Origin of the sequence: Candidatus Pantoea multigeneris (assembly GCF_011752615.1) — a bacterium.
GTDB classification, from domain to species: domain Bacteria; phylum Pseudomonadota; class Gammaproteobacteria; order Enterobacterales; family Enterobacteriaceae; genus Pantoea; species Pantoea multigeneris.
Genome location: NZ_VWXF01000011.1, coordinates 56,634 through 77,685, shown reverse-complemented (window position 1 = coordinate 77,685; position 21,052 = coordinate 56,634). Strand labels below are relative to the sequence as shown.

Annotated in this window: 24 protein-coding genes and 3 pseudogenes; 17 read left to right on the top strand and 10 right to left on the bottom strand. The window is 51.2% G+C overall.

What is annotated here, in order from left to right:
* Positions 1–75: 75 nt before the first annotated feature.
* Positions 76–321 (top strand): annotated as a pseudogene (locus tag F3J40_RS24965) (hypothetical protein); the annotation flags it as partial.
* Here the strand turns inward: F3J40_RS24965 and F3J40_RS20635 are convergent.
* Positions 311–550 (bottom strand): biofilm development regulator YmgB/AriR family protein, encoded by a 240-nt coding sequence (locus F3J40_RS20635; RefSeq protein ID WP_017345762.1) that lies wholly within the window; start codon positions 548–550, stop codon positions 311–313. The pseudogene F3J40_RS24965 and the gene F3J40_RS20635 overlap by 11 nt on opposite strands.
* A gap of 226 nt (positions 551–776) precedes the next feature.
* Between F3J40_RS20635 and F3J40_RS20630 the strand changes: the two genes are divergently transcribed.
* The 6 genes from F3J40_RS20630 (at position 777) to F3J40_RS20610 (ending at position 3,814) form a co-directional block, all read left to right on the top strand.
* Positions 777–1,196, top strand: a complete 420-nt coding sequence (locus F3J40_RS20630) for a hypothetical protein (protein WP_167017692.1) — start codon at positions 777–779, stop codon at positions 1,194–1,196.
* A 411-nt stretch (positions 1,197–1,607) separates the two neighbouring features.
* Entirely contained in the window at positions 1,608–1,736 is a 129-nt protein-coding gene (locus F3J40_RS25080) for a con-10 family general stress protein (RefSeq protein WP_255464887.1), read from the top strand.
* A 526-nt stretch (positions 1,737–2,262) separates the two neighbouring features.
* The gene (locus F3J40_RS20625) at positions 2,263–2,517 is read left to right on the top strand and encodes a hypothetical protein (RefSeq protein ID WP_017345765.1); all 255 of its coding nucleotides are present in this window, start codon (positions 2,263–2,265) and stop codon (positions 2,515–2,517) included.
* Between the two features lie 280 nt (positions 2,518–2,797).
* Positions 2,798–3,040: a regulatory protein YcgZ gene (gene ycgZ, locus F3J40_RS20620; protein WP_167017690.1), complete on the top strand. Its 243-nt coding sequence runs from the start codon at positions 2,798–2,800 to the stop codon at positions 3,038–3,040.
* Between the two features lie 67 nt (positions 3,041–3,107).
* Positions 3,108–3,416: a hypothetical protein gene (locus F3J40_RS20615; protein WP_240155558.1), complete on the top strand. Its 309-nt coding sequence runs from the start codon at positions 3,108–3,110 to the stop codon at positions 3,414–3,416.
* 134 nt (positions 3,417–3,550) lie between these two features.
* A complete protein-coding gene (locus F3J40_RS20610; protein ID WP_026042380.1) occupies positions 3,551–3,814 on the top strand; it encodes a biofilm/acid-resistance regulator YmgB/AriR in 264 nt (87 codons plus the stop codon).
* A 484-nt stretch (positions 3,815–4,298) separates the two neighbouring features.
* Here F3J40_RS20610 and F3J40_RS20600 read toward each other — a convergent pair whose 3' ends face one another.
* Together F3J40_RS20600 and F3J40_RS20595 are read right to left on the bottom strand one after the other, a co-directional pair.
* The gene (locus F3J40_RS20600) at positions 4,299–4,550 is read right to left on the bottom strand and encodes a hypothetical protein (RefSeq protein ID WP_017345770.1); all 252 of its coding nucleotides are present in this window, start codon (positions 4,548–4,550) and stop codon (positions 4,299–4,301) included.
* A gap of 143 nt (positions 4,551–4,693) precedes the next feature.
* Positions 4,694–4,999, bottom strand: coding sequence for a hypothetical protein (locus F3J40_RS20595; protein WP_205297469.1), 306 nt, complete (start codon positions 4,997–4,999; stop codon positions 4,694–4,696).
* A 237-nt stretch (positions 5,000–5,236) separates the two neighbouring features.
* Here F3J40_RS20595 and F3J40_RS20590 point away from each other — a divergent pair, with 237 nt between their 5' ends.
* Positions 5,237–5,425, top strand: coding sequence for a hypothetical protein (locus F3J40_RS20590; RefSeq protein ID WP_017345772.1), 189 nt, complete (start codon positions 5,237–5,239; stop codon positions 5,423–5,425).
* Between the two features lie 87 nt (positions 5,426–5,512).
* Here the strand turns inward: F3J40_RS20590 and F3J40_RS20585 are convergent, their stop codons facing one another.
* The gene (locus F3J40_RS20585) at positions 5,513–6,712 is read right to left on the bottom strand and encodes a diguanylate phosphodiesterase (RefSeq protein WP_167017688.1); all 1,200 of its coding nucleotides are present in this window, start codon (positions 6,710–6,712) and stop codon (positions 5,513–5,515) included.
* A gap of 275 nt (positions 6,713–6,987) precedes the next feature.
* Between F3J40_RS20585 and F3J40_RS20580 the strand changes: the two genes are divergently transcribed.
* Together F3J40_RS20580 and F3J40_RS20575 are read left to right on the top strand one after the other, a co-directional pair.
* Entirely contained in the window at positions 6,988–7,248 is a 261-nt protein-coding gene (locus F3J40_RS20580) for a hypothetical protein (RefSeq protein WP_167017687.1), read from the top strand.
* A 911-nt stretch (positions 7,249–8,159) separates the two neighbouring features.
* Complete coding sequence (locus tag F3J40_RS20575) at positions 8,160–8,330, top strand: hypothetical protein (RefSeq protein ID WP_167017685.1); 171 nt, start codon at positions 8,160–8,162, stop codon at positions 8,328–8,330.
* Between the two features lie 36 nt (positions 8,331–8,366).
* On the opposite strand, the gene F3J40_RS20570 is transcribed toward F3J40_RS20575, so the two are convergent.
* Both F3J40_RS20570 and F3J40_RS20565 read right to left on the bottom strand, forming a co-directional pair.
* On the bottom strand, positions 8,367–8,615 hold the full coding sequence (locus F3J40_RS20570; protein WP_017345778.1) for a biofilm development regulator YmgB/AriR family protein: 249 nt from the start codon (positions 8,613–8,615) through the stop codon (positions 8,367–8,369).
* 231 nt (positions 8,616–8,846) lie between these two features.
* A complete protein-coding gene (locus tag F3J40_RS20565; RefSeq protein WP_017345779.1) occupies positions 8,847–9,155 on the bottom strand; it encodes a hypothetical protein in 309 nt (102 codons plus the stop codon).
* A 504-nt stretch (positions 9,156–9,659) separates the two neighbouring features.
* On the opposite strand from F3J40_RS20565, the gene F3J40_RS20560 reads away from it, so the two are divergent.
* Entirely contained in the window at positions 9,660–10,088 is a 429-nt protein-coding gene (locus F3J40_RS20560; protein WP_167017683.1) for a hypothetical protein, read from the top strand.
* Positions 10,089–10,476: 388 nt separating this feature from the next.
* Positions 10,477–11,517, top strand: a complete 1,041-nt coding sequence (locus tag F3J40_RS20555; RefSeq protein WP_167017681.1) for a YrzE family protein — start codon at positions 10,477–10,479, stop codon at positions 11,515–11,517.
* Between the two features lie 343 nt (positions 11,518–11,860).
* Here the strand turns inward: F3J40_RS20555 and F3J40_RS20550 are convergent.
* Positions 11,861–12,198 (bottom strand): annotated as a pseudogene (locus tag F3J40_RS20550) (IS66 family transposase); the annotation flags it as partial.
* A gap of 348 nt (positions 12,199–12,546) precedes the next feature.
* On the opposite strand from F3J40_RS20550, the gene F3J40_RS20545 reads away from it, so the two are divergent.
* The 4 genes from F3J40_RS20545 to F3J40_RS20530 all read left to right on the top strand — a co-directional run bounded on the left by F3J40_RS20545 (position 12,547) and on the right by F3J40_RS20530 (position 15,244).
* Positions 12,547–12,867 carry a hypothetical protein gene (locus F3J40_RS20545; RefSeq protein ID WP_167017556.1) on the top strand — a complete coding sequence of 107 codons (321 nt, stop codon included), beginning with the start codon at positions 12,547–12,549 and terminating at the stop codon, positions 12,865–12,867.
* Between the two features lie 242 nt (positions 12,868–13,109).
* Positions 13,110–13,415 carry a hypothetical protein gene (locus F3J40_RS25120; protein ID WP_167017679.1) on the top strand — a complete coding sequence of 102 codons (306 nt, stop codon included), beginning with the start codon at positions 13,110–13,112 and terminating at the stop codon, positions 13,413–13,415.
* A 48-nt stretch (positions 13,416–13,463) separates the two neighbouring features.
* Entirely contained in the window at positions 13,464–13,967 is a 504-nt protein-coding gene (locus tag F3J40_RS20535; protein ID WP_167017818.1) for a GrpB family protein, read from the top strand.
* 842 nt (positions 13,968–14,809) lie between these two features.
* Positions 14,810–15,244, top strand: coding sequence for a hypothetical protein (locus tag F3J40_RS20530; protein ID WP_167017677.1), 435 nt, complete (start codon positions 14,810–14,812; stop codon positions 15,242–15,244).
* A gap of 834 nt (positions 15,245–16,078) precedes the next feature.
* Here the strand turns inward: F3J40_RS20530 and F3J40_RS20525 are convergent.
* The 3 genes and pseudogenes from F3J40_RS20525 to F3J40_RS20515 all read right to left on the bottom strand — a co-directional run.
* A pseudogene (locus tag F3J40_RS20525) lies at positions 16,079–16,769 on the bottom strand (transposase family protein); the annotation flags it as partial.
* 123 nt (positions 16,770–16,892) lie between these two features.
* Positions 16,893–17,153 carry a hypothetical protein gene (locus F3J40_RS20520; protein WP_167017675.1) on the bottom strand — a complete coding sequence of 87 codons (261 nt, stop codon included), beginning with the start codon at positions 17,151–17,153 and terminating at the stop codon, positions 16,893–16,895.
* Between the two features lie 56 nt (positions 17,154–17,209).
* Positions 17,210–17,560, bottom strand: coding sequence for a hypothetical protein (locus F3J40_RS20515; RefSeq protein ID WP_167017673.1), 351 nt, complete (start codon positions 17,558–17,560; stop codon positions 17,210–17,212).
* 511 nt (positions 17,561–18,071) lie between these two features.
* Here F3J40_RS20515 and F3J40_RS20510 point away from each other — a divergent pair.
* Complete coding sequence (locus F3J40_RS20510) at positions 18,072–20,279, top strand: AAA family ATPase (RefSeq protein WP_167017671.1); 2,208 nt, start codon at positions 18,072–18,074, stop codon at positions 20,277–20,279.
* Positions 20,280–21,052: the final 773 nt, after the last annotated feature.

Here is a 21,052-nt window from a genome sequence, read left to right as displayed (position 1 = left end):
CAATATCATGCGTAATTTCGCGCAAGTGGATAGTATGTAGATCTGAAGCAGAAACCACGGAACTGAACACGGTAACTGCTGAGCGAGTTCAGCCTCACGACGGCCTACCGGGCGCTGGGATGCATTGATCCGTAGGAAACGTCGGACGCGTATTTCATTATTTCCAACGACCGCGACGAGGTCCGGTTTATCGATAACCGCCACCTGCAGACCGTGTGTGTACGCCGGGACAGCACGGCATTCCGGTTGCCGCTCTCTTCCCTCGACGAACGTTTCGTGACCTGTGAACTCCCGATGTTACCCCTCAGGCTCAGCGATTAAATAGCATTCTGAGTAGAAACTTTAGGTGTTCCCTTTCGGCCTCATCGTCGCTACCGTCGAGGTGCCCTATTAGTTTCAGGCACAAGGCGGTGCGTGTCAGCCGCCGCTCCTTACGCAGGATTTCAACGGTGATGCGGCCCAGCAGCTCAATCTGGCAGGGGTGGGTGACCTGGCTGAAGTAGCCGGTCAGCCCAGCGTCTTTTTCCAAGGGTAGTCCGTTCTGTTGCATGAAGTCTCTGTGTATGATTAATGACGTCGGGCGCAAAATAACCGATGCACAGGCGCGTGTACAGTAGTAATCCTGCGGTGCTCTACCTTTAAAAAGCACCACCCGTTATTGCAGACAATTCAGCGGCATAAATTAACGCTCCGGTTATCAGGGAGGTTTAGTGAACAGAAACATAACGGCGGACGACAGCATGCCAATTACCCTGCCCGACACCAGCTTCTGCTAGGTGCTCAATCCGGAAGATAACAACCGAACCGATCCCCGCGCGTTTCTTGACCGCGACGTGGAGCCGTTTACGTTGCCCGGGTTTGTGACCCCTTTCGGCTACGTCCTCTGGCAGAACAGCGCGGAGCGCCAGTTCAGGCTGGTCACGCAGGAGCCTGAGCCGGAGACTGTTTATGCGGTGCAGCAGGAGGAAACCGAAGACTTCATCTCACCGGAGCGCGCCTCCATACAGGTTATGGTAAGGCGTACCCGCCAGCCTCAGCATGAAGGGGCGGCGCACGGCTTGGCGCGGCGTTTTTTCTGCCATTTTCTGCACCGCTGGTCGATCATCATTACCGACAGCGCGCAGACTAACGCCGCAAAGGTGATGTGGGAGGGGATGGTGGCCTGGGCGCCGCGCGATCCGGTGCACTACGTGTAGGTGTGGGACGGTAAAGGGGAATCGGGCTGACTGCATCCCGTACGCAGCTGGCTGGCGTTCTGCGGCCACTGGGTCGTCTTCTGTTGGGGCACCGAGCCTGAGAGCCATCTGCGTAGACGGGTTGTCATCAGCACGCACCCTCTGAACGCCGCGCAGAACTGATGCAGCTGAGGAACGGCACGGCCGCAGAACAGTTCTCCACCGGAGGGTTATCACGCGCCGTTCCGCGCACTAATCCTGGCGCATCCCAATGAAATGGCAAGCCGCAAGTGCTGTCAGGCCCGCGTTAAAGGTTCAGCCGTCCTTTGTCATACCCTTGAAAAAAGTGTCCTGAAGGCAGGCAGCCCAGTGCAGACGTGCCACACTATAATAGTCTGATAAACTGGACAACTTTTATCTGAGGAAGACATTATGACAACTGCAAGACGCGGTGCAGCCGGAAATTTCGCGGCCGACACGGCACGCGCCTCTGAAGCGGGCAGCAAAAGCGGTGCCGCCAGTCGCGGCAACTTTAAAAACTGTCCCGACCGCGCACGCTAAGCCGGCCCTAAAGGCGGACTTATCAGCCGCCGGGCTCCCAAAACTGAAATTTGATTAGGCTCAATGGACGCACGCCGGGGGTAATATTTCTTCACGACGCGCTCAATTAGGAGATCTGTACTTCCTAATTATCTCTGATGTTAATGGACGATAACTACCAGGACTTTATCCCTTGGTTTTTTATACGCAGCTTATATTAACGGTCAGTACCCTGCAGTCTTATCATCCATATTTCAGGTCATGTTAAATCCTCTTCTAAGATTAAATCCCGAAACGCAGACATGCCCAGACTGTACCTCAGGATGAAAACGATTTCAGACCACTCATAAGGTTTATTCAGTGTTTTTCGATAATTACTTCTGATAATCTGTCAGGCATCTGGATTCAAGTTGTTTTTTATCGCTGTGCGGCTGTGCGAAATTCTGACTGACGGGATAATGCGCGGAAAGTATTTATACGGAACCGGTTTCCAGTCCGTTAAGCGGCTACACTGAAATACCTTAATAAGGCGGAGGGAGAACAGAGCGTGCCTGATAATGACCATGACCAGCACCATCTTATTATTGGCGAAGCTGCGGTTCATCTGGCGGTCAATAATACGGATATTACCGTTGATTCTCTAATCCGTGAGCTGGCGAATATGGCCGCCAGCGAGAAAAATCCTGCGCGCTGCGTGCAGATAAGAGGGGCTAAACGCTGGCTCCGCGGGTTTAAGTCATTACCGGGCAACCGGGATGAGCTGAGATGGGTCACAGTATCGGGGCGCGGCTCAACGCACTGAGGGGTTTTTGCCCGTCCGGCTTATACACCGGACAGGGTTCTTTCCTGAGACCCGGAAACGTACGTTCACCACAACATTCTTCATCTTATACAAAAATTTCATCACTTCACTCACCATTCGAATACTAATACTCACCTAAGTTACTGTTTACTAATGCCTAGCACTTTTTGCAAAAAAAGATAAGCTGTACAACAACACAATTACTGTACAAGTTTGATTTAGTTGTATAACTTTACGGTCAGACCGAGCCGACTACATTTTAGCTATTAAGAGGTTCACCATGCGTCAGAACGTTACGAAATATCCGGATTCTGCCAGCGACATTGCGAACTACTTCAGCAAGGCATCGGCGCCGACTCAGCAGGAAACGCTGGGGCAGATTGTCGTAGAGATCCTGCGCGCAGGCAAGATCCTTAACCGTAAGGCCATCTGTACCAGACTGCTGCGCCGCCTCGAAGTGGCAGCGAATCAGGAAGAAGAGCTTCACTACCAGACGCTAATCGGCATGCTGTTTGAACGCTGAATAACCCCGGCGTGAAGAGGCGGGGCCAGCAGCATGCATTCAGGACCGCCCGGAATGGCGGTCCTGAATGTTGGCCGGAAGGCACGAACCGGAAGATGCGGGTATGAATAATGCAGACTTCACTCGCCTGGCCGATGTTGTGCTGGGCGAGGCGGTGGTCGCGCTGCTGAGCAGCGATGACCATGTCAGCGCAGACGGCGTGGCACGGCAGCTTCGCGCTATGAACAGCGACGAGACGAACCCGGAAATACGTGCAGCTATTGCCCTGGCGCTGGGCGAGGTGCAGAGCGAGTTTTTCCAGTCCCGTGAGAGCCGCGACGCAGACGTGCTGGTATTCGGTGCGCTGACAGGCCCGAATGGCGGTAATAATAAGTAAACTGAAGAACTAATCTCCGACCAGTGCGGAGAGTGGCAGGACGCCCGCAGGACGCGGCTACCGGATGGTGGCCGTTTTTTATTTCAGGCAGTGAGCCTGGCCACTTTTGCCCGCAGGACCTGACGGATTACATCATGCTAAACAAACAGCCGACCACGACAGAAGCCGACATCATTCAGCACTTCCGCAGCGGCGGCGACGCGCTGGCCGACGAAACCGCCGTGCTGGACGCTGTTATCCGCGACATCGTTATTCACGGTAAAAAGGTAACCAGCAAAGCGATCATTCTTCATCTGATCGCCCAACTGGAGAGCACCACAGACGTGGTTAAACTGGACGTGCTTCGCAGCGCGCTGGAAATCGTGGTGGGCAAAACACCGGACGACGAAGGCTTCTAATATTAATTCTGCTGCGCAGATGCCAGCGCAGCCGGGTAGTCAAATCCCCCTTTTGAAGCCATGCGGAGTAGCTCAGGGGGGCGGCAAGGGTTAAGGCAATCCAGACTTTCACAGGCATCTCCTGGTTTGAATGATGCCACTCCCACCAGTGTGGCACGACAATGTTGTTGCGCGAGGGGTGTACGTCAAAACGGTAGGAATCTGAAGGTCAGTGCATCTGCTGAGCAAGCATCCTGACGGCGCGTTCGCAGCTTTCGCGCATCCCGGCTGCGTCGGCCGTTTCGCCCATGCTGTGCAGGGCGTTGGTGATTACGTGAAGGGTCAAGTACTGGTCCGGCTTAAGAAGGCGCGCCACGACCGTTCCGATAACGGCCTAGATATCTTCGGCGGGGGTGTCATCAATCATATGACCTCCGTCCGCAAGGTGGATAAGTATACAGTATAAAAGAAAGACGTCGTGGCGGATACCGCGCCGCCCCGGCCGTCAGTGGAGCTTCTGCTCTGTCAGGCTGGCCACGCCGGTCTTTTCACTGCCGCGGATCTGCATTTCCCGCCGGACCTCTTCGATAGCGCGCAGCCCGGCGCGAATCCGATCTTCATCCGTTTCATTTTCAATGGCCGACTGCAGGCGATCCGTGAGGGCCGCCCAGCTGATGGCCACGTCCTCATCCAGCAGCGCGGTGACGGCCTCGCCAATCATGATGTCGGCCATATTTTCTTCAAAGTCATTTTTCATGGGGGTTTTCCGGCAGCAGGTTTCGGGCTCAGAGCTTACCACAGTGCAGTTAGCCAGAACATTCACAGGGACAATAACCTGTGAAAACTTTTGCGCTGCTGCGTCAGCGCTGTCCGGCAGAGATATGCTGTCCTGAAAATACCTTACTTCAGCGCTGGTAATTTCTTTCTGCGTACGCGCGGCTTTGCTGCGGGCGTTGCGGCATCCGCCCCCGGTGAGGGCTTCTCCAGGCGGTACAGGAAGACATCGCCGCGCTCCGCCTGGCTCGCTGGCCAGATCATCGCCGCATTCCCATCCTCCACGTAAAGCTCGCCCAGCGGCTGTACAACGGCCCAAGGCACGCCCAGCGTGCGGCGCAGTTGCAGGAGCTCCTGGGCCATCGCCACGACCTCCGCCTCATGGCTGTCCGGATTCTCCATGATCTGGCTGAGTCGGTCTTCGCTAATCATCGCTGTTTCCCCCTGTCCGTTATTTCCTGTTGCACTGATAGTCGCCGGCGTATTGCCGGACACGCCCTGCTGACGCATGCTGCAGGAAGCTGCAGCGCTGAAAGGGGCTTAGATATTGTCTTTAAGAAATTTTTACGCCTGATACCGTGCTGATGGCTTGCAGAGTGCGCAACCAGTTTTACGCTGGGCATACCGGTGAAAAGAGTACCGATTTTAAAACAATAAAAGGCGAAAAAAATGATTTTAAGTGAGTTTATGCTGAAGGTGAGCCGCTGGCCTGACATGCATTTCACAGCAATTGAAAGCGAGCAGCGCGAGGCCGGCATCGAGATTTATGCCCTCGACGAAAAGCCGGCTGCTGATTTACCGCACGCAGGATGCGCAGCATGCGTCGGCCATGATGACGCATTTCCGCTCCTGACTTAAAAAGGCCAACCGCGGCAGGAAAAGGCTGATGTGCCCGCGGCCGTTATGACCACGCAGCTTCCGCCTCACCGAGCCGCGTCCTGTTAATCACAGTGGGCCCGCGGGTCCTTTTTCTGATCCGGCACGACAGACAGCCTCGCGGGTCTCCGGCCAGGCAACGGCCGCGCCCTCTGCGGTGAACAGCGCGCCCTGGAAATCAGTGACCCCGGCCGCCTCCAGCCACATCCACTCTTCCGGCTGCTCGATACCCGCCGCGATTACGTTAATCTCCAGCGCTGAGCAGCAGCGCAGCACCGCGTGTACCACCGCCTGACGTGGGCCGCTGCGGTGAATATTACGCACGATCGAGGCCCCGATGCGTACGCGGTCCGGCTGGACGTGCGCCAGCAGAGACAGCCCGGCGGAGCCGTCACCGAAGTTATCGATAGAGAGGCTGATGCCGGCCTGCTTCAACTGCCGCACCGCTGCGGAAAATGCTTTCAGCTGAGAAATCACCTCCGTCTCGCTGACACCCAGTATGATTTGCTGCGGTACCAGTTTAGCGCTGTCGATGGCGCTGACAATCCGACCAACGGCATCAGGAACGGATACCAGCGTCCCGGGCAGAATACTGAGGTAGAGCATAGTGTCGTCGGGACACGATCTGCCGACTCTTTGCAACGCCTCGGTGACCGCAGCGAGATTATGTACGTACATCTCATCGCCTGAGAGCCCTTCCTGCGCATCATCGGGTATGACCTCAAGGGCCGTGATCTTACGGCCGAGCGGATCGACCACCGGGAGGAAGGTCACGCCCGCCGCGGGCGCTGGTGACCCGTTCTCATCCGGCACAAAGTCCCAGTAGTCAGCGGGCAGAACCTCAAAGTAGTTTTCTTTCTCCCGGGCCTCCACGAAGGTTCGCAGAAACTGCAGGCCACGATCATCATACGTCAGGCGGTACTTAGAGGTGCCGCGGTCAAGCACCGCCTGCAGCACGCTGCCTCGGGGGTGATGGCGCAGATCGAACAGCTCCATGCCGTGGTTGCCGAAGCGCCTCGACGGCGAGTAATCGCGCATCAGCTCAACCACGTTGTGGTGACGCTGGTCGGCGCAGATGCGGCCGTAGGTGTCCAGCACGTCCTGTTCCGGGCCTTCCAGGATCTGGAAGAAGTGCGTGCCGTTAAACAGCAGGATGCCCGTCACCTGGTGGCGGGCGTTGAGCAGCCTTGCCTTTTCCGCCATGCCCGGCAGGATGCTGACGGGCACGTCATCGGCGAGGTGGCTCCGGTAAATTATGGTTGTAAGCATTTCAGGCTCCGAATTGCCGCAGATTGTCACGGGCACGATAGCAGCCGGCCGCGCTTTTTCAAACTGGACCAGTAACGGGCGTGGTGAAATGCAACTTGAATATCGAGGAATGCGTTAAACGGTAATCTGTAACGCGCGCAGGGCCTTTTACTCATAATTATTGAAATAAATTATTACGCATTAAGGTTTTTTCAGAATATCCTCCGGGCACTTTCTTCAATTGTGTTTACAGTGTGACGTGAGGCTGTCATCAACGTGAAACGGAGGTAGTAAATTTGTCTATTCAACACGACGGGAAAGGGCACGTCATTATTGGCGAGGCGGCACTGAGCCTGGCGCTTGGCGTAAAGGAAATAAGCGTGCATTCGCTTATTTCCGAGCTAGGACACATGGCGGAGGCCGACGGCAGCGATAATCGTCTCACTGAAATAGCCGCAGCCAGAATCTGGCTGAAGAGCTTTCACGAGCCGGAGCAGGCCGTCCGGCTCGTGCCGTACCTGCAGACTCTTGTGGGCCTAAGCGACGAGAAGAACTGACGCCAAAGGACGTAGTCCGGCTCTGGCCGGAAGACAACGATGAAGATGACCTCAGCGGTCGCGCTCAGGCGTCTACCGGACGGATAACCTGTCAGGGACGACAACCTCCGCTTATCCCGCGCTTAAATCGCATTAGAAATTAATTCCTCCGTTATATTCAGGCATAAATTGCTCCTTTTATCATGGAAGGATGCCGCCTATGTGGCAGTTTTACTATCTGCTCAGAAAAGATCAGCAGGACCAGCTGCTCATGAAGGGCTGCGTGAGACTTGAGGACAACTCTGAGCGTCATTTTTTGGGCTCGGCCGTGAGCTACCGGCACGCATATCAGATTGCGTCACAGCAGCTGTAGAAAAGGGCCAGCATCTGCCGCCTGTGCGTGGACGAAAACATGACTGAAGCGCGGTACGCCTCGCTTTTGCCGCCCGCGTAGTGAGCGGTTTTTACGCTTAAGTCACAGACCGGATATTTGTTCACCTTCAGGTACCGTTACGCGGCTAAACTTAACGTTACCCGATACCGGGTGAGGGAGGTAACCATTGCTGACAGTAACGAAAAAAATGTGAAGGATGGCAAAGACGCCGACCACAGCAAGCTGCCCGCTGGCAACAAAAAAGACACCAGGGACAGCGATAAGATGAAACAGAAGGGCGTCAAATAGCATGTCTGACCAGCCGATGCCTGACGATGCGACGCCGCTGCCGGACCACGAGCCGGCGCCCAGTCATGAAGACGAGTTGCCGTGCGGCGAAAGAGATACTCCGCCCGATCGGGGCGCCACCCTGCTTATTTAACCGCCTCCGGGCGGTTTTTTTGATGCTTATATCTGCGCGCCGCTTATCGCGATACACTGACTATATCCCCCAATAAGCGGAGCGCCTCTGAAAACCGAAAATGAAATAGAGGAACTGATGCATGAAATCATCGGGCTGGCCATTAGGCAGGTACTGCACAGGGTCGGGGCAGTCAGCCCGCAAGAACTTATCGGCACGCTGTGGCGCCTGAAGGAGTCCGGTACCGATATGGCCATGCGCGAGGCCTGCAGCTTGGCCATCCGGATTTTTGCCGCCAAACTTAACTGAAATAGCCCCGTCACGCAGGTGTTATGAGGCCTGCCCTCAGGCATCGTCCGGCGTGTGACTGACAATAAGCTCCAGCACGCTGCGCAGCACCACCTGTCTCTGCGCGTCACGCTCGTGCTCAAGGTCGCGAATGATGTGGATGATGAGCGTTTTATTGGTCAGCTTTCCGCCTGAGGCCAGAATCGCCTGTATAGCCTCTTCAAGCTCCTGACTTTCAGCCGCCAGCGCGTTGCCGCCGTTCTGCAGGCGGCTGCGGATTGTGATCACTGAGTCGGTATTTTTCATGCTGTGAAGGTCCCTGCCGGAACATCCTGAGCGGATGAAGGCGATAATAGTGTTGACGCGGATTGTTATTATGTGTCCAGCAGCGCTACATCTGCGAAACGTACCCGATGACAGAGAAATTATAGGTTAAAAGGAGCTGTGGTGCGCTTCGTTAATAATGGCGCGCGTATGCAGTCATCTTGCGAAGTCAGGTAAAGTCGGGCGCTCAGCGCCCGCTGACGGAAGCTGTGGTTATCTCATTTTATCTTCATCATCAAACTGCAGGCGAATGATGGCCTCGCCGCCGGCATTGTGAATGTCTGCATCAGACAGCATCCATTTCGCATTTGCACCCCGGCGCACACCAATAGTACGGAAGTCGCGCAGCCAGCTGATGGCATCGCTGATGCGCCGGCTGCGGCTGCTGATTTTCTCTGCTTTAAACATAATGTTCAGCTCTGTCAGGAGAGCGTCAACGGATATTTCCTCTTCACGCACGGCAAGATTGACTGCTGCTTCACCAATAACTGCGTGACCGGTCATGTCTTCGCTGTACAACACGTTTACACCTCGCTTAAAAAAACAATGGAAATAATCTTAACCATATCCCTATTATAGCAAGTTGCGGAGAATAATTTAAACTATTAGCATGTTTGTCGGGTATGGGTTAATAATAAATAGATTGAAACTTTTTGTTTTATTATAAGTTTATGATATTATTCTGATATATCGATATCGTGTGTTTTATCCTGAGGAAATATTTCTCACCGTGACCTGCATCCAGGTCAAAGAGAGTGGAACCTCCAAGCGGAAACACCGTGCATGCTGCGTGTATCAGATTGCGCTAGGGCTTGCCCCTTAGGGTTTCTGCGTTATCATGCTCTGGTGTAGAGAAGCCAAGGATGTCCGGAACGGTTTTACTCCACAACGAGTTTTCTGCAAATAATATCATCATGCACTCCACACCCTCGTTTATTTTCTGCAGAGGATGGATAATGTCCGAAGCGTAAAATTCAACCACTTCCACACTGGCGCTATGCTTAAATATAAATCTGTCTGTTCGCAGTGGTACTTGCAGTAAATCCTGAAAAAACCGAAGAATACAGACGTCACTTTAAGCCGAATATCTTCATTCAAGAGATTTCAAAATGTGGCAGATATGCCATTGTGCAAACCTGTAATGCTCCTAGTGAAGATGGGAATATCCTGTCGGTGATGGATTTGCAGACCAAAACAATTCTGTTTTCTGTTACTCCATCAACAGGCTGGGCCTCTCGCTATAAATTCAAAGTAGAAGACGATGGACGATTACTATCGCTCAGGTGTGAACATCGAGGTACTGGCTGGTTCAGCTACTCGCACTATGGAACATTCAATGATGAATTTGCTTACCTAAAGGCTCGGCTTGAGAAAGGGGATTACAGCCTGAAAATTCTGGCTGCGAGAGAGTGGTTATACTCAAGTGTTGACAAAAAAATGCTCGGATCGTGTTAGGTGTACTAGAGTCGGCAATATCCGAAGGGGCTGATGTGCGGCCTTACTGGGGCTCTATTGCACATCGAATTCGTGGAGAAGCCTTTGAAATTTTAAGTGATCCGGCTAATGCACTATGCGCGTATGAAACAGCCATCAGCCTCAATCCAAAATTGGTGTAATAAAGCAGACTTTCAGCACTTAAGAAGCAATTATCACATAATTAATGTAAGCGTCTCACCTGCACTGTCTTGCGCTTTGTACTATCCGTCGTACCCAGCCGCTAAACTCTGACAGTGAAGGTGATACCTGTTTCTGCTAATCGAATTCAGTGCTCGATATTTTTACTAATATCAATCTAGGCGTGGACTAATCCCGCCTTCTCATTAGCTTTTGAATGGAGATTACAATGGAACTTGTAAAAGAAGCGGAACTGAACAGGCGCGTCTCATGGGGAAGTATCATTGCTGGCGTGGTAACTGTAATTGCAGTATCCCTACTATTGGCTACTCTTGGGTCCAGCCTGGGTTTTTCAATGCTTTCACCTCAGTCTGACGATGTAATCAACGGTGCTGACAAGGCTGTTCTCATATGGTCAGTTATCTCGATAGTACTGAGCCTGGCCTGCGGCGGTTTCGTGGCTGGCAGGCTGGCGGGGGCGGATGGAACCATCCATGGATTTCTATCATGGGCGACATCTCTGCTCGTGGCCTCAGTGTTGGGCTTCGCCGCCGCTGGCGGCATTTTGCACATGGCCGGAAGCGCAATTGGTGCGGCAGCATCTGCCACAGGTACTGCCGTGAGTGGATTGGGCAATGCTGCTGGAAAAGCGTCTGGCACAACAGCAGATATAGCCCAGAACATTGCTGACAGGCTCGGACTGAACACTCAGCTCACGGCCCCACTTGCGAACGGACAGGTACTAGATGCGCTGCGCAAGAGTAATATAAGAGAACTTCAGCCGGAGTTTCTGCAGTCCCAGCTTCAGGCAGCCGGAAGTGATATCGCGAGCTCTGTCAAAGATTTGGCCATTAACCCGGGCAACAGTGACGCCATTATTAACACGTTAAGCGATAAACTGAAGTCACGGGCGGAAGCTGTCAGCAAAGGTGTCGACAGGAATGAGGTAAAAAAAGCGCTGACAGACAATACCAGCCTGTCATCTGAAGAAGCAGACAAGGCCGTTGATAACTTCATTCAGGCCCGTGACAAAACCGTTCAGGAGGTAAGCGAGCGTATGGCTCAGCTCCAGAGTAATCTGAACGATGCGAAAGCGCAGTACGCTGAATTTAAAAAACAGGCAAAAGAGAAAGCTGATGAAGCCGCCAGCGCGGCTGCAAAAATTGCATTATGGTCGTTTTTTGCTCTTCTGTTAGGCGCTGTTGTCAGTTCGCTGGCCGGTTTATGGGGAGTCAATACTCACCCTTCATACCGAAAAATCAGAGCCTGAAAAGAACCGGAAGACATGATCATCACACTGGCATTCCGTTACCTTTTCTGATGTGTGGTTCATCTGCGAATTCACCATAAATAAAAAGGCCTGCGATTAAAGCCGCAGGCCTTTTGTCTGCTGAAAAGTGCAACTGTCCCGGACGTGTCGGGTGCCTCCCGATAGGTCAGAAAAGCCAGAGCCTGACCCGCTTATTGGCTTAGGCTTACGCCCGTTTGTGGCTTAGCCCCACCGCTGAGGGGGGATTCACCGCATAAGAAAAAATAGCACATACTACACGACAGCCTGGCGAATTTTTATTTATAACTGATACTGATGTGTCGTGTTCAGGGAGGCACTTTCATCAATCATTCGCATTTTCTGCCGTAAATCTCCACGGCAGCAGCTCACGTATACGCATTACCGGCCAGTACTGGATATGGGTAAGCACGTAACGCAGCCACGCCTCCGGCTTCACCCCGTTAAGCCGGCATGAGCCGATTAGCGAGAACAGCACCGCTCCCCGCCGGCGTCTGAACCGGCGAACAGCCAGTTTTTCCGGCCCAGGGCAACGCCCCGCAGTGCGTTCTCCGCGATGTTGTTATCTATCTCCACCCAGCCGTTGCTGCATTGGAGGTTTAACGCATCCAACTGCTTCAGCAGGTAGCCGAACGCCTTCGCCGTATCCGAGTGATGCAACAACACCTTCAACTGCCTCTGTACCCAGTCGATCAGCTACTGCATCAGCGGGACGGTCTGCGCTTTCAGGTAGCTATGTCCCCTTCTGGCACTAGGTGGACATTGCTGCGTTCAATATCTGTGCCGATGAACAATGTCTTTTGTATATGCCGTTTTTACGGCATGAAGGTGCCAGATGACGGTACCTACAGCTGTAATGCTGGACGGCACCGGTAGCTGCTAACGCCTCACGAACCCGGATTGAAATCCGCCTTTGTTCACCGTTTCTGATTCACGGGTACGCTTACCAGCGCTTCATCGCTTCCGCGGCGTCTGGCAGACTGTAAAAAGTTATTCTGACCAGAAATCATCATGACACGACTGTCCAACCTGACGCCCGTTGAGAAGAAATTTCTTGACGATGCTGTTGCCGCTGCTGAGAGAGTGTCAGGCAAAGCTGAATCAGCCGAACCGGCAAATTGTCCTGAACAGGGAGCGGGCGCAGATCGAATCGTAGCATCATGCAAACCGTCAGCGGACGCTGCGTCGGTGAGCGCCAAGGCAGAGCTTTTTGTCCAGCACGGCTCTGAACGGAGGGAAAAAAAAGGAGCCCAGTGGCTCCTAAACGTTCTGCTTAATTGTCTTCGTCGTTTTCACCAAGGTGACAGTGATTTTGGCGGGATCACCTTATGAATATGGCATAATCCCGGACTCCGTGCTGAAAAAACTCCGTGATCTGCGGCACAAATTCCGTAGAAAACAGGGTAAAACGCCCGCACGCGCTGAGGGAGTACGACCCGGTGCGATGATTAGTCTTATGTTAAATTTTGACGCTTAAGAACCGTTCATCCGGCCGATATAAATCTTTTGCTAGTGTATCTTTCGGGGTCGAACTAAAAGGTACAAAGATCGAATTTTCGAATGGGGAGATACATATGAGTAAATATTTTCTGGCCTTTTTTTTCGCTCTGTGCACTTTTTCTGTGAGTGCCGGGTATGGAGGGGCTGGCGGTAAAGGTGGAGCCGCTGGTGGTATGGGTAGGCAAGGTAAAGACGGTGCTGACGGCGGAAATGGTTCGGATGGCGGCAGCGCGAGCAACACCTCAGGCAGACCTGGTTGTCCGGGCGGAACAGACCCTGATTCTACTGGTAAATTTTATCTTCCGGGAACGAAACAGGAATGTAATCCGGGCATGCAGGACTCAATGAAAAAACATCAGCCTGTGGTTGTCGGCTTCTGATTCGCAAGAGATGTTATGGTAAATAATCAGGGCAGAGAGGGCGTGTTTATGCGGGAAATTATTGTTGTGCCATACGATGATAAATGGCCTGAGATGTTTGAGGCTGAGAGTTTACTGATAAGGACATTGCTCGGCGGAGTGGTTAAAAGGGTTCATCATATTGGCAGTACGTCAGTGCCAGGTCTCTCAGCAAAGCCTGTAATCGACATACTGCTGGAAGTCTCCGATGTCAATGAACTGGATACATACAACTCAGCAATGGTTCGCGGCGGGTATGTTGCTTGCGGTGAGAACGGTATTACGGGGCGTAGATACTTCACTAAGGGTGGTGATCAGCGTAGTCATCACGTGCACGCGTTTGCAGTCGGAGATATGCAGGTATCAAGATATCTTGCATTCCGTGACTATCTCAAAAAAAACATAGACATTGCAGGTCAGTATGCTGAGGTAAAACACTTGGCAGCATTTCTCAGCAAGAACAATGCTCATCACTATAGCGAGCTCAAAGTGGGTTTTATAGAGCATCATCTACGGCGGGTGCTGGATGTCTGAGAGCTATAAAAAATTTAGTTCGTTGCCGCGATGTTATGGTAAATACCAAATAATTGGGTTATGAGCAGGTCACAATGAAATTTCTCAAGGAAATAACTCTTCACTTTCTTTGGTTTCAGCGACAGGGTGTTTTAATTATGTGAATAAACAACCTCAACCAGAGGGCCAATTAGTATTAGCCCAAAGGCATGATGATGTTTGAGGTTGGCTGCTCACAGTTAGGTATGAAAATGCATTACTCTTTGATAAAATAATGGATGTTGCCGAGAATTACCGTAATAGCTACATATCTTAGGTTGTAGCTAAACACAATGGCTCGACAAAGTCTGACCAAGTATTAAGTGGTTTAAGAAAAACTGCCAATAGCAGCCTAATGCCCCCGCGGTTGGTATATAAAAAATCACGGGGAGCGTGGCGACCATCGTCTATCTCTCTGCGAGACGGGGTTGAGCCTAACTCTTTCGCGGTTAAGTTACGTTTCCACCGATTGCCTGTTTATCCTGCAGGAGTCAGGGGCATAGACCTGAGCGTCTAAGGTGCAGATATGATTTTAATGTAGCCGAATGGGATTAAGCTGGTAGTGACATGGCTAGCCAGGACTGCTAGGGTTTAGATTCTTACGTCTGATCCTAGCAGATATCTGCAAGAATTAGAGTTCTCAAGCGCTGTGACTATGTCACGAGGCTTTTGTTCATTTAGCGCCCGAGAATCAAAAATATCCCTTCAGGTCCCTATACTGCTCGCCGCAGACTCATGACCGAACGGAGTGAACAAATGAGCGAGGAAGCGGAAGATCGCAGATACTAAGATCACTGTTACACACCCGCCTTGAGGATTTCGTCTTGTCTAAACTCTATCGCGTTGCCCTGCCCGGCGATTATGTTTATAACCCCGAAACCTGCCTTTGGGAGCTGTCATTTGATAAACGGCCTGTTGCCGGTGCTCAAGCTGCGTCTCCCGAAGAGGGCGCGACTAAGTACAATGCCGAACGTCAGAAGTTTATGGCCGCCGTTTCGGCTAGCCGTCTGCCTGGTGAGCCTGTTTTCTCGTTCACTGAAATGACTGAATGGGTGGTGGAATATGGCACGGCTGATCAGTGCCAAGCGGTGCTACTCATGTTTGATGCAAAGGACAAAGCTGAATTTGATTTTGCTGTGCGTGAAGGCCTGCGGGTGCTGCCACCTTACCTAGATTTTGTGTACTTTTTTGGTCAGTATACGGATCGTATGTGTGTTCTGGTTTCGCTGCGCGAACGCCTCCGGCTCCGCCTCTCCTGAAGTTTACGCGCCGTAAACTTTGCGATCGCCGGTACAGACTCCGCCTGACACCCATAATTCCCAATGCTTGTTCCCGCGTAACCCTTTGGGTGTATTCCTGTCGCGCCTTCCGGCCTGGCCAACGCCTCACAACCGAACAAAAAATTTGCCCGCCCGTTCACCGTTTGTATTTACGGAGTTTCGCGGTTTTCTGCCGGTTCTCAAGGAGGTGGATATGCAGCTATGTGCTAACATATGCGATTTCGCGAGGTCTGGGCAGTTTTTGCATAAAATCGCATACAGTCGCGTCCGACCGGATGGCAAGATGTGTAATGTACCGGTACAAGCAGAGGCCTCTCCCGGTGCATAACCGTACTTATTCCCTTGGGCTCGACGTGTCTTGTTCTGCGAAGCCGGCGACTGCTGCCGCAGCTCTCTGAGTTCCGGACAAAAAAAGGAGCCAAGAGGCTCCGAAGCGTTTAGCTAAGTTGTCTTCGTTATTTTCACTTCAGCAGAATGGCGGAACATCTGAGGTCTGACCAGGAGAGTATGTCACAATCTGCGGCCGCTTGGGAAAAAAACTTCGATAACTGTGACGCATATTCCGTAGAAGACCGGGAAAAATACCCGTTTGAGCGCCTGTTAGCGATCAACCCATGCCAGCGAATTCCGCTGCTTAACCACACCCCCCCCTTAAAACGTCTCAGCGCGATTCTGCGGGGTTTTACGGGGCGAAGCGAGACCTCTAGCTGCTCAGGGCGCAAAAGCGCGCTGAGGGACGACTGTTGAACCTAAGCAGAGATGTCCGGGTTCAGGCTAAGCTGAGTTGCCCGTTGATTAGGTTAAACGCAGGGTTTAACCGCCAAAAATCTCTTTATTTTGCATGTGTAAATCAGCCAAGGCTTCCAGCAAGTCGTCTTCGTTTATTGCCCGCTGCCGCTTTTTTTACCGGGTCTTTCGTTTTTACTCTTCGGGCCGGTCCTTTCCCCGCAGGTAGGGACTGCGACCGCGTGTTATCTCGCTTGTCCTGCACCAGTTTAGCTACCGCCAACGCATGGCTAAGCCGCTTGTTGTCAACGATCGCACCCTGGTCAACTTCAGACAGCCGGTCATAGGCAGAGTAGGGAAGAACCGAACCGTGGCTTCGCAGTTCAACGCGCCCGTCCGGGTACTGCCAGGCATCCACGTATCTCCCCATCGCGCGGCGGCTGTCATCGTTATCTTCCAGTAACAACAGCATTTTATCGTAGCGGACCGTCAGCGTTTTGGAGATCTTACGCGGTTCGCGCCAGGTAAATATCTGGTTCAGGTTGTCATCAGCATCGAGTGGCCGGTGAACGTCAAAATCATGCCTCGGTGCCTTCGCGAAACGCCGGTTGTAATCGGCCATAAACTCAGCGGCAAAGGCGTTCGCCGCGTCGGGCGTACTGATATCATGCAGCCTGAGCTCCTTGACCAGCCGGTCCTGCAACGTGAGATGCGCACGCTCCACGCGGCCTTTAGCTGAACTGGTGTTGGCGCAGATGCCGGTGATGTTCAGCTCGTTCCTCAGCTTTGCTTCTATAAAGTAAGTGCGGCAAATGCATATTATGTTAAATAATGCCTTTGCTGAGGCATTCACAGTCTTTTTCTGCAAAGGCCTGAGCACCTCTATTGGCAGATTTTTCATTCAGCATGCAAACAAACTCAGTGGCAAAAAATACCGCTCTCTTGCCTGCTTTTCTTCTGACGCCCGCGTTTCATTACGCAGGCGTTCCGCAGCAGCCTCTTCTACAAGTTCACGCGCGTAGTGGTGATTAAGGCGACTCACCAGAAGTGCGCCACCACCAGTCAGTGCGCCGCCTGCCAGGGCAGATATCACCGGCAGCCATATCAGTATTCTGCCAAGTGCATCGTTTGCACCTTTAGCTGCAGCAATAACATCCGACAATTTTTTGCTCCTCTGAGTCATCACGATCCGCCGGCAGAACATTCCAGCGGATGGGCTTAAGGAATGATCAACGCAAGGTTAAAAGCATCGTCTTTGTCTTCGCCTTCTTTCAGTATGAGTGTCTCTCCGGTTTCATATCCGGAGACAACCATGTCCTCAACATCGTCGTTGCCAGTCCGCTTACGCCAGACGTTCTGAGGGGAACGCCAGATCGCGATAACTTCTCCGTTCATGGAAATCAGCTCACGATGGTGGGGGGAATGTTCCTTTAACCACATTTTCTTATACGAACCGGGTACGCGGGTAAGGTATGCATAGATACAGAGAAGACTGCTGAAGCTGTTGGTTGCTGCTCCACATCCGGTTTTACAGGCACTGCATTTCCATGAGTTATTATTTGCACTCATATAATCTCCTTATTGAATTTAACATCCGTGTTTAATGCCAGGGTTACAGTAACTCCTGTAATGCTCACCGTCACACCATGTGACACAGTGAGACTATATCTCTACTAACGATACCGCGTGCAATTACCAGAAACCCGCCCGTGCGGCTTCCGGATTATTCCACATATGGATATTTACGGAAATCTTGCGGGAGGTTTTTGACGGGTTGGGTGATAAAACAGAGGCGGTTTCTGACGTAGGCGTTCACAGTAACCTGCTGTAATTATAGTACATCCTGATTTTCTGTTTCACTAATTTGCTAAAAAATCATTATTGAAAACAAAGCAAAAAATAATTTTATTATTGCCGATTAAGCAATTTTACTTCAAATAAATCACGAAGGTCATCACTTCCTGTCAGGTCTGATTGATAATGCAAGAAAGGATCAAATAAATCTTATCGGGATGGCACAACCAGAATGAAAAGTGAGCTAGGATGGAAAGGCTCAAAAATTCAAGGATAAGGAGAAAAAATGGCTCAACTCATGATCCGGGGCGTAAGAAGCTACGCACCTGACCGGGATATCTGCTTTGATCTAAGCAGTAAGGTGACACTCATCTATGGCCAGAACGGCTCGGGGAAATCCACTGTGTCAGGCTATTTTTATGACCGGCAGGCGGATAAATACCGGCACTGTGCCTTTGAGAGCCCGCACATCAGCCATTTTCAGGTCTTTAATCAGGAATATATTGATAGTAAATTCGCCCGCGCGGACTATCAGCCCGGAATCTTCACTCTCAGTGAAGCCAATCAGGAAAGCCAGGATAAAATAAATAGTAATAATAAAGAAAGAACGAAACTGAGTGCCCGACTGGAGAAACTTAACGAGGAGATTGCACAAAAAGAAGGAATGAAAGCAACGATCGTCGACCACTGTGCCAGGGATATTTTCAACCGGACTGTCAATGACAGAAAAACCCTCAGCGATTTCCTTGATGGCGCTAAAATTAAAAGATCGTTTTACGAACGCATGGTTGCAACACCACTTTCAGAGGTGCGTACCACAGCTGAGGAGCTGACTGATAAATGGCGGATGTTAAGTCAAAGCGAAGGAACGCTTGTCGGAGAAATTAATATTCCACGAACAACTGTCTTAACGAACGAAATAATAAAACTGATGCAAGAACCTGTTATGGCTGCAAGCAGCACGCAATTCTCTGCACTTATTCAGAAAATTGGTAATGCAGACTGGGTGCGCCAGGGGCAGCATTATATACACAACGATGTTTGCCCGTTCTGCCAGCAGTCCTTTGATGTCATGGCCTTTTCGCGCGAACTCACTCAAATGTTCGATGAGTCTTATCAGACATCTCTTAGGGCGCTGAGCCGGACAGCTGAAGGACTGGCTCAGGACTGTGATGTCATGGCCGAATTTGAACACCGCGTTGCAACCCATTCTTTCGTTGATGAGGGAAGTCAGATTTTATCTCTGGTGAAAGCGGTAAATAAAGGCTTTCAGATATTGTTACAGCAACTCTTTAATAAAATTAAAGAACCTTCTCTGAAGGTACAACCTGAGAACCTTCAGGAACCACTGTTCCTACTACAGAATGAAGTGGACGCGTTCAATGCCCGGGTACGGGAAAATAACCGACTGGCTGAAAACTTCACCCAAGAAAAACAGTCCCTGTACGCCGATATCATGGCGCATCTCAGAGGGATCTGCGAAGAGTTCTTTACCGAACGTGACAGGCAGCTTGGCGAGCTACAGAAGGAAATTAACAGTAGATTGCACGATCGCAGGAACCTCGAATCGAGCAAGAAGCAGTTGGATGACGAGACGAATGCGCTGACCGGACAACTATCCGATATACAACCCACCATTGACAGTATCAACGTGAATCTCAGGCTACTGGGGATCACCGGCTTTGAAATCATCTGCCATGATGCTGAGATGAAACTATACCGTCTGCGCCGGGGAAGCGAACCTGAAAAGGCGGAAGTATTCAAATCCCTCAGTGAGGGTGAGAAAACAATGGTTTCTTTCCTTTATTTCATAGAATCATGCTCCGGCAGTCTCACCCCTGAATCCATTCATCCGGAGAATAAACTTATTGTTATTGACGATCCAATTTCCAGTCTGTCACATAACTATATCTATGAAGTCGCAGCACTCATTAAACGGAAAATAATCAAGCCCGGCGCAGCGAGACATGTAGTGATACTGACTCATAATATGTTTTTCTTCCAGGAAATGCTGTTAAACAGCGGTCGCCTGCAGGATAACAGGGAGGCACCGGTGAACTGGTCTCTTCTTCGAATTATTAAGTCTGACTACAGTTCCTGCGAGAAGCTCTCCATGCACGAGATGCTCAATGAATATCAGGCGTTATGGCAGACGCTGAAAGACGTCAGGGATGGAAAAACCCAGCCTATTATGCTTTTTAATACGATGAGGAATATTCTTGAGTACTATTTCAGTTTTGCCTGCAAAACTGAAAAACTTAAAGAAGCTCTGGAGTCGCTGGCTAGCGAACACAGCGATGCCGGAGAATATGATTCATTTTACCGTGCTATCAACCGGCACTCTCATTCGGATGGCCGAAATCTCTTTTCTACAGGGGTCATCGATAAGGAACGTTATCTGAGTATGTTCAGAAAAGTATTCACTCAGACACAAGACGATGATCACTATCTTGCCATGATGGGGGAATCGACAGGCCTGCCGGAAACAGTGTAGTAAACAAGCAGTATCGTCACCTGCGGGTACCGTTCACTTAACGCGTCGGGAGCGAGCGCATGTGCTTACGCACATGCTCAACGCGCCCGAAACGAAAACGTGTATACCGTATAACGGGTACAATTTTCGGTTTCATGGCGGGTTTCCTTTTACAGTCCGGCTACTGCCGGAAGTCCCTGTAACCATTTACAGGCGGTAAAAAGCGCAGAGGGGAACACCCGAGGTGACGACAGCTTATTATAAACACCGTTTCGGTTTGAGGTAAATCATTTCCACATTTGTAAGAGGTAAAAGTAGAACTCCCGTTCCCGGAACTAACAGCAATGCGTATCAAGCCTTTTATAACCAAATCTAAGGAAAGCCTGAGTTCATGCTTTCAACGGTCGTCTGTACTCCAGTTACCTTGATAGCAACCGAGCATGAGATTTCCGGCTTTTAACAAACGGTAAACTGCTCTCCATAGCAGTAGCTGAGACATTTTCGCATGCATCCGCCGAAAGGCCCGTATGAAAAAGAACAGCTGACAGGGTTAAATCCTGATAACAGATCGGGGCCGGGGGAAACGTTATGCTGGATGTAGCTATACCGGCTTGAAGGTCCCATGGGCTTCTTTGGTAGGAGAGAATACTTTACTTACAGCGCTCTGTATGAATCAGCGAGACGCAGGATAATGCTATTTTTTTTTATAAAATTGTTCGCTCAAAGCAGCCCATCGTTAAGTTCTTGTCATGCTTTTACCGCTCACCTATTCTCAACTCTTCTTTGAAAAGCGA

What these genes read in the sequence shown, in the direction of transcription:
- F3J40_RS20545 (WP_167017556.1), top strand. Translation starts at nt 12,547, where the DNA reads ATGACACGACTGTCCAACCTGACGCCCGTTGAGAAGAAATTTCTTGAC.
- F3J40_RS20635 (WP_017345762.1), bottom strand. Translation starts at nt 550, where the DNA reads ATGCAACAGAACGGACTACCCTTGGAAAAAGACGCTGGGCTGACCGGC.
- F3J40_RS20510 (WP_167017671.1), top strand. Translation starts at nt 18,072, where the DNA reads ATGGCTCAACTCATGATCCGGGGCGTAAGAAGCTACGCACCTGACCGG.
- ycgZ (WP_167017690.1), top strand. Translation starts at nt 2,798, where the DNA reads ATGCGTCAGAACGTTACGAAATATCCGGATTCTGCCAGCGACATTGCG.
- F3J40_RS20555 (WP_167017681.1), top strand. Translation starts at nt 10,477, where the DNA reads ATGGAACTTGTAAAAGAAGCGGAACTGAACAGGCGCGTCTCATGGGGA.
- F3J40_RS20610 (WP_026042380.1), top strand. Translation starts at nt 3,551, where the DNA reads ATGCTAAACAAACAGCCGACCACGACAGAAGCCGACATCATTCAGCAC.
- F3J40_RS20615 (WP_240155558.1), top strand. Translation starts at nt 3,108, where the DNA reads ATGTTGGCCGGAAGGCACGAACCGGAAGATGCGGGTATGAATAATGCA.
- F3J40_RS20575 (WP_167017685.1), top strand. Translation starts at nt 8,160, where the DNA reads ATGCATGAAATCATCGGGCTGGCCATTAGGCAGGTACTGCACAGGGTC.
- F3J40_RS20585 (WP_167017688.1), bottom strand. Translation starts at nt 6,712, where the DNA reads ATGCTTACAACCATAATTTACCGGAGCCACCTCGCCGATGACGTGCCC.
- F3J40_RS25120 (WP_167017679.1), top strand. Translation starts at nt 13,110, where the DNA reads ATGAGTAAATATTTTCTGGCCTTTTTTTTCGCTCTGTGCACTTTTTCT.
- F3J40_RS20590 (WP_017345772.1), top strand. Translation starts at nt 5,237, where the DNA reads ATGATTTTAAGTGAGTTTATGCTGAAGGTGAGCCGCTGGCCTGACATG.
- F3J40_RS25080 (WP_255464887.1), top strand. Translation starts at nt 1,608, where the DNA reads ATGACAACTGCAAGACGCGGTGCAGCCGGAAATTTCGCGGCCGACACG.
- F3J40_RS20570 (WP_017345778.1), bottom strand. Translation starts at nt 8,615, where the DNA reads ATGAAAAATACCGACTCAGTGATCACAATCCGCAGCCGCCTGCAGAAC.
- F3J40_RS20535 (WP_167017818.1), top strand. Translation starts at nt 13,464, where the DNA reads ATGCGGGAAATTATTGTTGTGCCATACGATGATAAATGGCCTGAGATG.
- F3J40_RS20600 (WP_017345770.1), bottom strand. Translation starts at nt 4,550, where the DNA reads ATGAAAAATGACTTTGAAGAAAATATGGCCGACATCATGATTGGCGAG.
- F3J40_RS20595 (WP_205297469.1), bottom strand. Translation starts at nt 4,999, where the DNA reads ATGATTAGCGAAGACCGACTCAGCCAGATCATGGAGAATCCGGACAGC.
- F3J40_RS20515 (WP_167017673.1), bottom strand. Translation starts at nt 17,560, where the DNA reads ATGAGTGCAAATAATAACTCATGGAAATGCAGTGCCTGTAAAACCGGA.